We start from the raw sequence: 13055 nt of genomic DNA, 5'->3' as shown, positions 1-13055 counted from the left end.
CGGCGCGTACTCAGGTACGACATGAAGCGAAGACTCGCCCTCGCGGGCGCCGCGTTCCTCGCGGCAGCCGCATCGATCCTGGTGTACGCCCAGCCGGCGTCCGCCGCCGTCGGCCTGCACATCAGCGGCCGCAACATCGTCGAGGCCAACGGCTCGAACTTCATCATGCGCGGGGTCAACCACCCCCACGTGTGGTACACGAGCCAGACGAGCGCGTTCGCGAACGTGAAGGCGCTGGGCGCCAACACCGTCCGCGTGGTGCTCGGCAGCGGCAAGCGGTGGGGCCCGTCCACCGACATCCCCAACATCATCTCGCTGTGCAAGGCCAACAAGCTCATCTGCGTGCTCGAGGTGCACGACACCACCGGCTACGGCGAGGACGGCGCCGCCGCCACGCTCGACGAGGCGGTCAACTACTGGATCAGCCAGAAGAGCGCCCTCGTCGGCCAGGAGAGCTACGTCGCCATCAACATCGGCAACGAGCCGATCGGCAACAACAACCCGGCACAGTGGACGGCCGCCACCGCCGCCGCGATCCAGAAGATGCGCAGCAACGGCTTCCAGCACCTGCTCATGGTCGACGCCCCGAACTGGGGCCAGGACTGGCAGAACGTCATGCGCGACACCGGCCAGACGGTCCTGGACGCCGACACGCAGCACAACACCGTGCTGTCGATCCACATGTACGCCGTGTACAACACCGCCCAGAAGGTCATCGACTACCTCGACGCGATCCAGGCGAAGGGCTGGCCGCTCGTCATCGGCGAGTTCGGCTGGCAGTTCTCCTCCAGCGAGGTCGACCACGAGACGATCCTGGCCCAGGCGCAGGCCCGCGGGCTGGGCTACATCGGCTGGTCGTGGTCGGGCAACACCGACCCGATCCTGGACATGGCCACGAACTTCGACCCCGGCCAGCTCACCACCTGGGGCCAGCGGATCTTCAACGGCACCAACGGCATCAAGGCCACCTCGAAGGAGGCCTCGGTGTACAGCGGCGTCATCACCTCGCCCAGCGTCAGCGTGTCGCCCAGCCGCAGCGTCTCGCCCTCGCCGAGCCGTAGCGTGTCGCCCTCGCCGAGCCGCAGCGCGTCCTCGTCGCCGCCGCCGGCCGGGCGCACCTGCACCGCCGCGTACTCGATCGTCGGCCAGTGGCCGGGCGGCTTCCAGGGCGACGTGAAGGTGACGGCCGGCTCCTCGGCCATCTCCGGCTGGACGGTCACCTGGACGTTCGCGAACGGCCAGACGATCACGCAGTCGTGGAACGCCACGGTCACGAGCAGCGGCTCGGCCGTGACGGCCAGGAACGTGAGCTACAACGGCGGCCTCGGCGCCGGTGCGTCCACGAACTTCGGGTTCCTGGGCTCGTGGAACGCAACCACCAACGCCATGCCCACGCTCAGCTGCACCGCGAGCTGAGCGTGCGCTACGGGCCGGGTGTGGCGGCACCCGGCCCGTAGCCGTCCTCAGCCCCCGTACACCTCCAGCTCCCACAGCGAGTAGCCCCACTGGGTCCCGCGCTGCGTCGCGTAGACCCGCACGTACCGCCCGGATCCCGTCACACCGAGGTCGTCGATCCCGCCGTCGCCGGTGGTCGTGGAGCCGACGGTGGTCCAGGTCGTGCCGTCGTTCGAGGTCTGGATCTGGTACGCCTTGCCGTACGCGGCCTCCCAGTTGAGCCGGACCCGGTTGACGGTGCGGGTGGCGCCCAGGTCGACGGCGATCCACTGTGGATCGGCGTAGAGGCTCCCCCACCGCGTCGCGGCGTTGCCGTCGACGGCGTTGGCGCCGACGAGGACGTTGCCGCTCTCCACAGAGGACACCGTCACCGGACGTCCCAATGCGAGATTGCTGGTGCCGTACACGTTCAGGTCCCACAGCGAGTAGCCCCACTGGGTTCCCCGCTGCGTGCCGTACACGCGCACGTACCGGCCGTTGCCAGACAGCGCGATGTCGTCCACCCCGCCGTCGCCGGTCGTCGTGGAGTACACGGTGGACCAGGCCGAGCCGTCGGGTGACGTCTGGATCTGGTACGCCCTGCCGTACGCCGTCTCCCAGTTCAGCCGGACCCGGCTCAGCGGGTAGGCGGCGCCGAGGTCGACTGCGATCCACTGTGGATCGCTGTAGGCGCTCGACCACCGCGTCGCCGAGCTGCCGTCCACCGCCGCCCCGCCCGGACGGCCCGGGTCGTCCGTCGAGGACACGGTGACCGGGCGGCCCCGCGCGAGGTCGGCTGGCGCCGGGGTGGTGCCGTCGGCCTTGATGCGGATGTTGCGGTAGAAGACGTGGGCGGCGTCGCCGTCGTTCTGCACGCCGATGTACCCGTTGGCGATGTTGCGGGTGCTCATGTAGTCGTTGATCTTCACGCCGTTGAGCGACACCTCGACGTGCTGGCCGTGGACCTGGATGTCGTAGGTGTTCCACTGCCCCGGCGGGTGCAGGTTGGCGGCCCGCAGGGCGGCGTCGGGCGCCTGGAAGCTGTAGACGCTGCCGGTGGTGCGGGTCGGGTCGGCGTCGGAGGCGTCGATCTGGATCTCGTGGCCGGCGCTGACCGGCGCCCACGGGTCCCCGTTCGGGTCGGGGAACCCGATGAAGACGCCGCCGTTGTCGTCGCCGGGCATCATCCAGTCGACCCGGAGCGAGTAGTTGCTGAAGGTGCTCAGGGGGTACCACAGCAGGCCCATGCCCCCGAAGGAGCTCAGCGTGCCGTCGCTGCCGAGCGTGAAGCCGCCCGGGCCGGCCTGCCGCCACTTGCTGAGGCTGGCCTGCGTGCCGTCGAACAGCGCCGTGTAGCCGTCGTCGGCGTGGGCGGGGGCCGCGGCCGGCAGGACGGCCGCGGCGGCCAGCGCGAGGGTCACGACCCCGCGGAGGAATCTGCGCACGGTGGCTCCTTTCAGGCGCCGTTGACTTCGAGTTCCCACAGGGAGTAGCCGTACTGCGTGCCGCGCTGGGTGCCGTAGACCCGCACGTAGCGGCCGGTGCCGGTCACGGCGACGTCGTCGAGGCCGCCGTCGCCGGTCGTGGTGCTGTACACGGTGGTCCAGGTGGCGCCGTCCGGCGAGGTCTGGATCTGGTACGCCTTGCCGTACGCGACCTCCCAGTTGAGCCGGACCCGGTTGACGGTCCGGGTGGCGCCCAGGTCCACGGCGATCCACTGTGGATCGCTGTAGGCGCTGGACCACCGCGTCGCCGGGTTCCCGTCCACGGCCTGGTTCCCGCCCCGGCCGGGGTCGTCGGTGGACGAGACGGTCACCGGACGCCCCTGCGCGAGGTTGCCGGAGCCGTACACGCTGAGGTCCCACAGGGAGTAGCCCCACTGGGTCCCCCGCTGCGTGCCGTAGACGCGCACGTACCGGCCGGTGCCCGAAAGCGCGATGTCGTCCACCCCGCCGTCGCCGGTCGTCGTGCTGTACACCGTCGTCCAGGTCGCGTTGTCGGGCGAGGTCTGGATCTGGTACGCCTTGCCGTACGCGACCTCCCAGTTCAGCCGGACCCGGCTCAGGTTGTACGCCTGGCCGAGGTCCACGGCGATCCACTGTGGATCGCTGTAGGCGCTCGACCACCGGGTCGACGCGTTGCCGTCCACCGCGAGGCCTCCGGCGCGGCCGGGGTCGTCGGTGGACGACACCGTCACCGGCCGGCCGCGGGCGACGTCGACCGGCCCGGTCCCGCCGGTGAACGTGAACGTGTCCACGTTGAACAGTGCGCCGGTGCCGCCCTTGAACGTGAGGTACAGCTGATGGGTCCCGCTCGGCGGCGCGATGGCGGTGCTGACGTCGACCCAGTTCTCCCAGCCGCCCGTGCCCGGAATCGGCACCGATCCCGCGAGGGGCCCGGTCGGCGAGTCGGTCCGGAACTCGAGCGTCCCGCCCGCCGTGGCGGACGCGACCCGGGCGGTCACGCCGGTGGCCCCGGCCAGGTTGTACGGCGTGAACGCGACCCAGTCGCCGTTGTCGATGGCGCCGACGTAGGAGCCCTCGGCCGTCGTGGTGTTGTAGACGGTGAGGTTGCCGCTGGAGGACCCGAAGTGCTCGGCCTGGCGGTGCCGCGGCTGCAGCACGATCTGGGCGTGCGCGCTGAGCCCGCCCCGGTCGGTGTAGGCCGCGTCGATGACCCCGAAGATGTTGTCGCTCGGGTTGTGCTCGCTGTTGGCCGACGTCTGCAGCACGCCGGAGCAGCCGGTGGCGCTCGTGATCGGGTGGCCGTGCTGGTCGTGGCCGAGGATGAAGTTCACGCTCACGTGGGCGCAGTCGATCGCGCCGTCCTCCGGGTCGGTCACGCTCACCTGGAACGGCACCGCGTCGCCGAAGTCGAACAGCGCACCGTTCGCCGGTCCAACGATCGACACGGTCGGGGCCGTGTTGCCCACCGTCACCGTCGCCGAGGCGCTGCCGGAGTTGCCGGCCGGGTCGGTGACCGTGAGCCGGGCGGTGTAGGTGCCGTTCGTGGTGTACGTGTGCGAGGGGTTCGCCTGCGTCGACGTCCCGCCGTCGCCGAACGCCCACTGGTAGGTCAGCGCCCCGCCCTCGGGGTCGCTGGAGCCGGCCGAGCTGAACGCGACCGTGAGCGGCGGCTGGCCCGAGGTGCGGTTCGCGCTCGCCACCGCGGTCGGCGCCCGGTTGCCGCCCGGGACGCCCTCGAAGCGGTACAGCGCCGAGTTCTCGTCGCCGTTGAACCACCCGGCGCCGTAGTCGAGGACGTACAGCGCGCCCTCCGGCCCGATCGCCATGTCCATGATGTGCTTGTGCGTCCAGCCGAAGTTCGCGACCGGCCCGGGGCTGCCGTCGGCGTTGACGGTGACCGTCTTGATCCAGTCGAGGGAGAACTCGCCGGCGAAGAACTTGTTGTCGTAGGCGGCCGGCAGCTTGGCCGGCGAGTTCAGGTTCGCGTCGTAGTGGTACACCGGGCCGGCCATGGGGCCGCCGCCGGTCTCGCCGAGCGGGGAGCCGGGCTGGTTGTCGTACGACAGCCACGCGGGCTTGGCCGCCGGCAGGTTCGTCAGGCCGGTGTTGTGCGGCGAGTTGTTGACCGGGGCGTTGCAGTTGAACTTCGGGCCCGAGACGCCGGTGGCGAAGTCGTAGTCGTTGTACGGGCTGTTGTACCCCTGGCAGTAGGGCCAGCCCTCGTTGCTCGGCCCGGTGATCCGGTCGAACTCCTGATGCCCGCCCTCGCCGCGGTTCGGGTCGTTCGTGTCCGAATCGGCGGCGTAGTTGCCGATGTAGACGACGCCGGTCGAGCGGTCGACCGACATGCGGAACGGGTTGCGGAAGCCCATCGAGTAGATCTCGGGGCGGGTCTTCGCCGTGCCGGGCGGGAACAGGTTGCCGGCCGGGATGGTGTACGTCCCGTCGGCCTGCGGCCGGATCCGCAGCAGCTTGCCGCGCAGGTCGTTGGTGTTGCCGGCGGTGCGCTGGGCGTCGAAGTCCCAGCTGTAGCCGGGGCGTTCGTCGATCGGGGTGTACCCGTTCGACGACCACGGCTGCGTGTCGTCCCCGGTCGTCAGGTACAGGTTGCCCTGCGCGTCGAAGTCGATGTCGCCGCCGACGTGGCAGCACATCCCGCGGTCGGTGGTGACCTGCAGCATCCGCTTCTCGCTGGCGAGGTCCACGGTCCCGTCGGCGCGCACGGTGAAGCGGGAGAGCTGGTTGTACCCCTGCCAGCGCGCGAAGTCAGCGTCGGTGCCCGTCGATGGGGCGTCGCCGGCCGGCGTGCTCAGGGGCGGGGCGTAGTACAGATAGATCCAGCGGTTCGTCGAGAACGACGGGTCGGCCGCGATGCCCTGCAGGCCCTCCTCGTCGTGGGTGTACACCGGAATGGTCGCCGCCAGCTTCGTGTTGCCCGCGGCGTCGGTGGAGAAGACGCGCCCGTCCCGCGAGGTGTGCAGGACGGTGCGGTCGGGCAGCACCGCGAGCGACATCGGCTCGCCCATGGCGGTCGGCCCCTTGGCGAGCGTGACCTCTTGCAGGACGTCGGCGGCGAGCGCCGTCCCATTCTGGGACAGCGCAACAACATTGGCGGCGGCGAGCAGGATGACGGCAACGGCGGCGGTGCGCCTGCGCATTGGCGGACTCCTCGTCTTGGAAAGAGGGCGCGCCGCCGCCCGAAGTTTTCGACGAAAGCTGCCGAACTTTCGTCGACTTCGATGAAAGCCTGCGGGTCAAAGTGGTGTCTGTCAATACGTTCGGCCAACCCTTGACAAAAGGCAAAACTGTCAGTCAGGTTTCCTGTTAATTCACGACCTTTGGAAGGTGGTCCATGCGTCGTTCCCACCTCGTAGCCGGCGCCGCGGCTCTGCTCGCCGCCCTGATGCCGGCGAGCGCCGCCCACGCGGGAGAGGCCCGGCACACCCTGCCCGAGCACGTCTTCGCCCCCTACTTCCAGTCCTACACCGACGCCAGCCCGGCCGCGGTCGCCAAGGCCTCCGGCGCGCGGTACCTCACCATGGCGTTCCTGCAGACCCAGTCGACGGGATCGTGCGAGATCCTGTGGAACGGCGACCCGGCCAAGCCCGTGTCCCGCTCCGTCTACGGCGCCGACATCGCCCGCATCCGCGCCACGGGCGGCGACGTCGTCCCGTCGTTCGGCGGCTACGCCGCGGACAGCACCGCCACCGAGATCGCCGACAGCTGCACCGACGTCGGGAAGATCGCCGCGGCGTACCAGAAGGTCGTCACGACGTACGGCGTCACGCGGCTGGACATGGACATCGAGGACGCGTCACTCAACGACACGGCCGCGATCGACCGCCGCAACCAGGCCATCCGTCTGGTACAACGGTGGGCGGAGCGCGAGCACCGCCCGCTGCAGATCGTCTACACCCTGCCGACGACCCCGCACGGCCTCGAGCCCAACGCCGTCAACGTGCTGCAGAGCGCCCAGCGCTTCGGCGCCCGCGTCGACATCGTCAACATCATGACGTTCGACTACTACGACGACCAGCCCCACGACATGGCCGCGGACACGAAGACCGCCGCCGCTGGACTGGTGCAGACCCTCCGGCAGCTGTACCCGCACCGCTCCACCGCCCAGCTGTGGTCGATGGTCGGCATCACGGAGATGGCCGGCATCGACGACTACGGTTCGGGCGGCGAGCCGGGCCCCCTGGAGGTCTTCACGTCGTCGGACGCCCGCGATGTGACGCGTTGGGCGACGGAGCACCGAATCGGGGAGCTGTCCTTCTGGGCGCTCGGCCGGGACAACGGGGGCTGCCCCGGGACGGCCGGCTCGGACGACTGCTCCGGCGTCGGTCAGTCCCCGTACCAGTACACCCACATCATGGCCCCATTCACCCGCTGACCCCGTTCTGCGGTTCACCCCGCTCGGACGCCGCTGAAACGGCCGTTCGGGCGGCGGGCTGGGACGACCGCTCGGACTGCCACTGACACGGCCGCCCGGACGCCGCTCGGTCCGCCGCTCGGACGGCCCGTCAGTCCGCCGCTCGAACGCTGCTCAGTCCCGCCCGCCCGGGCGCCGCTCCCGCCGCTCGGCCCGCCGCCCGGACGGCCCCTCAGTCCGCCGCTCGAACGCTGCTCAGTCCCGCCCGTCCGGGCGCCGCTCCCGCCGCTCGGCCCGCCGCCCGGACGGCCCCGCGGCCGGCCGCTCAGTCCGCCGTGAGGTCCGCAGCAAGCTCGTCCGGTGCCCGCATCCGCCACGCATCCGTGACAAGCTCGCGGAGGCGATCCCGATCCACGGCCTCCAGCCGGAGCATGACGAGCGGCATCCCGTCGTACGCGGGCGTGGTGAAGAACCGCTCCGGCTCCCCCAGCAACAACGCCTGCTTCTCGGCCTCATCCCCCACGTAGAGCACGGCGACATCGGTCCGGATCACCCGCGGCTTCCCGGGCAGCCGCTCCGGATAGGACCAGACGAACCCCTTGTTCCCCACCCGGAAGTCGAACCCCTCGCTGTCGATCTCGACCACATGCGGCAACGCAAGCGCCACCCGCCGCACGTCGTCCGCGTCCACCATGCCGCCCAGGGTACCGAGCCACCGTGCCGCCGCTCACATCGCTTGCGTTAGTGGCCCTAACGATCTAGTTTCGTTGGTGTGGCCAACGTTAGTTGTCCAAACGATTAGGACCGCCAGGCGACCAGGACCAAGGAGCGCACCATGACCACCGAATTCGGAACACAGCTCATCGGCCAGACCGAGAAGGCGCTGAACGCCATCCTGGATCGCCAACTGGCCGGCACCGGCATCACGGAGCCGCAGTGGGTGACCCTGACTCTTACGGTGCGCGCCGGCGCCCCGTTGCCCGGCGACACCCTCGCCGCCCGCGTGGCCGCCGCCACGAAGGTGGATCGTTCGGAGGCGCACGACCGCCTGACCGAGCTGACGACCGCCGGCCTGATCCAGGAGAACGCGGACGGCACGGTCACCCCGACCGAGCGCGGCAAAGCGCAATGGACAACGGTCCGCGCATCGATCGAGACGATCACCGCCGACCTGTGGGGCGACCTCCCCGCGCCCGACTTGACCACCGCCGCCACCGTCTTGACGACAGTCTTACAGCGCGCAAACACCTTGCTCTCCGCCTGAGCCCCTCCCCCGCCCGCTCAACCCCTTGTACGTACGTGTGCACTCACTTACAACAGCCCGCGACCGCTACGAGCGAGTAAGTTTGTGCGCACTGACTTACAACGGCTCCGCGCCGGCCGCGAGACAACGTGGAGTTTGTGCGCACTGACTTACAACGGGCCCCGCGCCGGCCGCGAGACAACGCGGAGTTTGTGCGCACTGACTTACAACGGGCCCCGCGCCGGACACCGAACCACGGGGAGTTTGTGCGCACTGACTTACAACGGGCCCCGCGCCGGACACCGAACCACGGGCAGTTTGTGCGCACTGACTTACAACAACCCCCGCGGGGGCCGTGAACGACGTGAGTTTGTGCGCACTGACTTACAACGACCCCGCGCCGGCCGCGAGACAACGTGAGTTTGTGCGCACTGACTTACAACAGCCCCGCGGCGACCGCGGTCGCACCGAAAAGCTGACGGAGCGGCGCGACAACTGACGGAGCACGGCAAAGACTGACCACGCGCCGCGGGAGGTGGGAACGCGTCGCGGAAACCGAGCAGCGCGGCCGGGGTTGTAAGTGTGTGTGCACTGACTTACAAGCGAGGGAGGCGCGGACGGGGCGGGCAACGGGCGGCGAGCGACGAGGTGCCGGGCGGACCCTCCAAAGGAGGCGGGCGGGCGGCCACCTTTGGGGGAAGCCGGCGCGACAGGGCGCGGGCATCGTGGCGGCATGGCCGTGCTTGAGCTGCGCGACGTGCGCAAAACCTACCCAGGCGAACCGCCCGTCGAGTCGGTGCGCGGCGTCGACCTCGTCGTCGAGGCCGGGGACATGCTCGCCATCTCCGGCGCCTCCGGGTCCGGCAAGTCCACGCTGCTCAACCTCATGGCGACCCTCGACCGGCCGACGCACGGGTCCGTGGTCATCGACGGGATGGCGGTCGAGGGGCTCAGCGACCGGCAGCTCGCGGGCGTGCGGGCGCACCGGGTCGGCGTGGTGTTTCAGCAGTTCTTCCTGCTCGAGGCGCTCGACGCGCTCGACAACGTGGCCGGCGGGCTGCTGTACCGCGGGGTGCCGGCCGGCAGACGGCGGGCCGCGGCCGAGGAGGCGCTGCGGCGGGTGGGGCTCGGGCACCGGCTCCATCATCGGGTGACGAAGCTGTCCGGCGGCGAGCGGCAGCGGGTGGCGATCGCGCGGGCCGTGGTCGGGCGGCCGGCGATCGTGTTCGCCGACGAGCCTACCGGCAACCTCGACTCCAGCAACAGCGGCGAGATCATGGAGCTGCTCGGAGAGCTCAACGCGGGCGGCACCACCATGGTCATCATCACGCACGAGCCGGCGGTCGCGGAGGCGTGCCGACGCCGGGTCGTCATGCGCGACGGCCGGCTCATCCACTGACGAGCGTCGTGACCCTCGAATTCCGGGCGTACGCGGCAACCCCCGAATTCCGGGCGTACGCGGCAACCCCCGAATTCCGGGCGTACGCGGCAACCGCCGGATCCCGGGCGTCCGCGGCAACCGCCGGATCCCGGGCGTGCGCGGCAACCTTTGCAGGAATCGCCCGGCTGGCTCGTCCGCTGACGAGCGTCGTGACCCCCCGAATTCCGGGCGCCCGCGGCAACCTTTGGGGGAATCGCCGAGGCGGCGCGGCGCGGACCGTGAGCGCATGAGGATCCGACTGCTCGCCGCGCTCGCGACGGCGACCCTGACCCTGCCCGCGGGCGCCCTGGCCGGGTGCGACGGCAGCTCGCCCGGCGCCGCGGCGACGACCGCGGCCGGCGCCGGCAACCGGGCCGCGCTGGCCGACGCCGCGCAGTGCATGCGCGCCAACGGGTTCCCGGACTACCCGGACCCGGTCGAGACCAACGGCACGTGGGCGTTCCCGCAGTCCGCGGCCGACATGGCGCAAAAGCCGGCGCCGGAGTGCACGGACCTGTTCCGGCGGGCGGGGGCGCTGCCGGGCCCGGCCGGGCGGGCGGTGACGCCGGAGGAGCTGGTCAAGCTGCGCAAGTGGGGCGACTGCATCCGCGCCAACGGGCTGCCCGACTGGCCCGACCCGGACGCCGACGGGATCTTCCACCCGCAGCCGGCCGCGCCCGCCGAGGACGATCCGCGCTGGGTGAAGGCCGACACCGCGTGCCGGGGCCTCGAGCCGGGGCCGATCAGCGTCGACGCCGGGGCCGGCGCGAGGAAGACGGGCTGAGCGGCCATGACCGAACTGGAACGGCCGTGAGCCGCGCGGGCCGGGTCGTGACCGGCGTCGCGCTGGCCGGCATCGCGGGGGTCACCGGGCTCGTGGCCGCCGAGCGGGTCGCGCACCGCGAGGGGCCGCCGGCGCCGGCCTCGGTGGGGACCTCGACCGCATCGGTGACCCGCAAGACCATCTCGGAGCGGCAGTTCGTCACCGGCACGCTCGGCTACGCGGGCACGTACGTCGTCGCCGGCTCCGGGGCGGGCACGCTCACGTGGGTGCCGCCGACCGGCGCCGTCGTCAACCGGGGCGACGGGCTGTACGAGGTCGACGGGCGGCGGGTGACGCTGCTGTACGGCGGCCGCCCCGCCTGGCGCGACTTCGTCTCCGGCATGAGTGACGGCGTCGACGTCGAGCAGCTGGAGGGCAACCTGCGCGACCTCGGGTTCGGCCAGGGGCTGACGGTGGACCAGAAGTTCACCTCCGCCACGTACGCCGCGATCCGCCGCTGGCAGCAGGCCGTGCACGCCACCGTGACCGGGAGCATCCCCCTCGGGACGGTCGCGTTCCTGCCGAGCGCGGTGCGGGTCAGCGGGCACGAGATGCAGCCGGGGGCGCGGGTCGAGCCGGGGGCGACGGTGGAGTACGGCACCAGCAACACCCCGGCGGTCAACCTGGCGGCCTCGACCCAGCAGCTCGGCTGGATCCGCATCGACACCCAGGTCGTGGTCACGCTGCCCGACGGCAAGACGCGCAACGGCAAGGTGAGCGCCATCGGGGCGACGACGGCCTCGGCCGCCGGCCAGGCGCAGGGCCAGGGCGGGAACCAGAACCAGAGCACCGCGGCCGTGACCGTGAGCCTCGAGGGCGAGGTGAGCGGCTTCGTCGACCAGGCCGCCGTGCAGGTGTGGGTCGTGCGCGCCACCCACCAGAACGTGCTGACCGTGCCGATCCAGGCGCTCAACAGCGTGGCCGACGGCAAGTACGAGGTGGTCGTGGTCGACGGCGCGAGCACGCGGCGGGTCCCGGTGCAGACCGGGCTGTTCGACGATCTCGCCGGGACCGCGGAGGTCAGCGGCGACGGCCTTGCCGAAGGAGCGAAGGTGCAGGTTCCCCGTGAAGACGCATGAGGTCCCCCGCAGCACGCTGCGCGCCGCCGATCTGCTGCCGACCGGCTCGCTCGGGCTGCGCTCGCGGAAGGTGCGGGCGCTGCTGTCCGGCCTCGGCATCGCGATCGGGATCGCCTCGATCGTGTCGGTGCTCGGCGTGACCAGCTCCAGCCAGTCCGCGCTGCTGGCGCAGATCGACCGGCTCGGCACCAACCTGCTGACCGTCGCCAACGGGCAGCCGAGCTCGGGGGTCGAGCAGATCCTGCCGGAGACGGCCACGCCGATGATCCGGCAGCTGCCGCACGTGCAGGCGGTCGCGCCCACCGCGAAACTCGCGGGCGTCAACGTGTACCGCAACGACCACATCGCCCCCGGGCGCACCGGCGGCCGTTCCGTGCGCGCCGCCGACGCGACGCTGCTGTCCACGCTGGACGGTGCGCTGCTCGCCGGACGGTTCATCAGCGGCGACGACTCGCCGGTCACGGTGCTGGGCTACTCGGCGGCCGAGACGCTCGGCATCGACGACGTCAGCGGCAACGACCGGGTGTGGATCGGCGGGCACTGGTACAACGTCGTGGGCATCCTCAAGCCGTTCGTCCTCGCCCCCGAAATCGACCAGGCCGCCGTGGTGTCGTTCGAGTCGGCCGCGCACCTGCTGGCCTACAACGGCCACCCCAGCCGCATCTACATCCGCGCCGAGACCGAGCACGTCACCGACGTGGCCGGGGTGCTCGCCGGCGCGGCCAACCCGGAGGACCCGTCGCGGGTCGCGGTGAGCCGCCCGTCGGACGCGCTGACCGCCCAGCTGCAGGTGAAGCAGGCCGGCGCGGGGCTGATCCTCGGGCTGGGCGCGATCGCGCTGCTCGTCGGGGCGATCGGCATCGCCAACGTCATGGTGATCGCGGTGCTGGAGCGGCGCACGGAGATCGGCCTGCGCCGGGCGCTCGGCGCGACCCGCGGCCACGTCGCGGCGCAGTTCCTCACCGAGTCGCTGATCCTGGCCACGCTCGGCGGGGTCGCCGGCATCGTCATCGGCGCCGGCGTGACCGTCGGCATGGCGATGAACAAGGGCTGGGCGACGCTGATCCCGGCCGAGGCACTGTGGGGCGGCCTGGGGGTGTCGGTCGCCGCGGGCGCGGTCGCCGGCCTCTACCCGGCCCTGCGGGCCGCACACCTGCCGCCAACCGACGCCCTACGCACCGCCTGACCGCCCATACACAAAGGACGCCGCGGGCGCGG

General features: G+C 71.3%; 10 protein-coding genes. 7 read left to right on the top strand and 3 right to left on the bottom strand.

The window, feature by feature from the left end; genetic code table 11:
* The first annotated feature begins 21 nt into the window (after nt 1-21).
* Nucleotides 22-1416 (top strand): cellulase family glycosylhydrolase, encoded by a 1395-nt coding sequence (locus ACQEVU_RS09900; protein WP_433322321.1) that lies wholly within the window; start codon nt 22-24, stop codon nt 1414-1416.
* 47 nt (nt 1417-1463) lie between these two features.
* Here ACQEVU_RS09900 and ACQEVU_RS09895 read toward each other — a convergent pair whose 3' ends face one another.
* Entirely contained in the window at nt 1464-2879 is a 1416-nt protein-coding gene (locus ACQEVU_RS09895) for a discoidin domain-containing protein (RefSeq protein WP_433322319.1), read from the bottom strand.
* Nucleotides 2880-2890: 11 nt separating this feature from the next.
* Nucleotides 2891-6058, bottom strand: a complete 3168-nt coding sequence (locus ACQEVU_RS09890) for a galactose-binding domain-containing protein (RefSeq protein ID WP_433322317.1) — start codon at nt 6056-6058, stop codon at nt 2891-2893.
* Between the two features lie 194 nt (nt 6059-6252).
* Here ACQEVU_RS09890 and ACQEVU_RS09885 point away from each other — a divergent pair, with 194 nt between their 5' ends.
* Nucleotides 6253-7293: a chitinase gene (locus ACQEVU_RS09885; protein ID WP_433322315.1), complete on the top strand. Its 1041-nt coding sequence runs from the start codon at nt 6253-6255 to the stop codon at nt 7291-7293.
* A gap of 304 nt (nt 7294-7597) precedes the next feature.
* Here the strand turns inward: ACQEVU_RS09885 and ACQEVU_RS09880 are convergent, their stop codons facing one another.
* Nucleotides 7598-7966, bottom strand: coding sequence for an MmcQ/YjbR family DNA-binding protein (locus ACQEVU_RS09880; RefSeq protein WP_433322313.1), 369 nt, complete (start codon nt 7964-7966; stop codon nt 7598-7600).
* Between the two features lie 141 nt (nt 7967-8107).
* Here ACQEVU_RS09880 and ACQEVU_RS09875 point away from each other — a divergent pair, with 141 nt between their 5' ends.
* From ACQEVU_RS09875 to ACQEVU_RS09855, 5 genes are all read left to right on the top strand, one after another.
* Nucleotides 8108-8536, top strand: a complete 429-nt coding sequence (locus tag ACQEVU_RS09875; RefSeq protein WP_433322311.1) for a hypothetical protein — start codon at nt 8108-8110, stop codon at nt 8534-8536.
* Between the two features lie 712 nt (nt 8537-9248).
* Nucleotides 9249-9914: an ABC transporter ATP-binding protein gene (locus ACQEVU_RS09870; RefSeq protein ID WP_433322309.1), complete on the top strand. Its 666-nt coding sequence runs from the start codon at nt 9249-9251 to the stop codon at nt 9912-9914.
* 268 nt (nt 9915-10182) lie between these two features.
* Nucleotides 10183-10719 (top strand): hypothetical protein, encoded by a 537-nt coding sequence (locus tag ACQEVU_RS09865; RefSeq protein ID WP_433322307.1) that lies wholly within the window; start codon nt 10183-10185, stop codon nt 10717-10719.
* A gap of 26 nt (nt 10720-10745) precedes the next feature.
* Entirely contained in the window at nt 10746-11837 is a 1092-nt protein-coding gene (locus ACQEVU_RS09860) for a peptidoglycan-binding protein (protein WP_433322305.1), read from the top strand.
* Nucleotides 11824-13023 carry an ABC transporter permease gene (locus tag ACQEVU_RS09855; RefSeq protein ID WP_433322303.1) on the top strand — a complete coding sequence of 400 codons (1200 nt, stop codon included), beginning with the start codon at nt 11824-11826 and terminating at the stop codon, nt 13021-13023. Before ACQEVU_RS09860 ends, ACQEVU_RS09855 begins: the two co-directional genes overlap by 14 nt.
* Nucleotides 13024-13055 lie beyond the last annotated feature (32 nt).

Origin of the sequence: Dactylosporangium sp. CA-139066, assembly GCF_050936175.1 — a bacterium.
GTDB lineage: Bacteria > Actinomycetota > Actinomycetes > Mycobacteriales > Micromonosporaceae > Dactylosporangium.
Note: the sequence above shows the minus strand (reverse complement) of the source record. Positions and strands in the feature narration are given on the sequence as shown.

Bases quoted from the DNA above. Each gene is read 5' to 3' on its own strand.
- ACQEVU_RS09900 (WP_433322321.1), top strand. From the start codon at position 22: ATGAAGCGAAGACTCGCCCTCGCGGGCGCCGCGTTCCTCGCGGCAGCC.
- ACQEVU_RS09890 (WP_433322317.1), bottom strand. From the start codon at position 6,058: ATGCGCAGGCGCACCGCCGCCGTTGCCGTCATCCTGCTCGCCGCCGCC.
- ACQEVU_RS09885 (WP_433322315.1), top strand. From the start codon at position 6,253: ATGCGTCGTTCCCACCTCGTAGCCGGCGCCGCGGCTCTGCTCGCCGCC.
- ACQEVU_RS09880 (WP_433322313.1), bottom strand. From the start codon at position 7,966: ATGGTGGACGCGGACGACGTGCGGCGGGTGGCGCTTGCGTTGCCGCAT.
- ACQEVU_RS09875 (WP_433322311.1), top strand. From the start codon at position 8,108: ATGACCACCGAATTCGGAACACAGCTCATCGGCCAGACCGAGAAGGCG.
- ACQEVU_RS09870 (WP_433322309.1), top strand. From the start codon at position 9,249: ATGGCCGTGCTTGAGCTGCGCGACGTGCGCAAAACCTACCCAGGCGAA.
- ACQEVU_RS09865 (WP_433322307.1), top strand. From the start codon at position 10,183: ATGAGGATCCGACTGCTCGCCGCGCTCGCGACGGCGACCCTGACCCTG.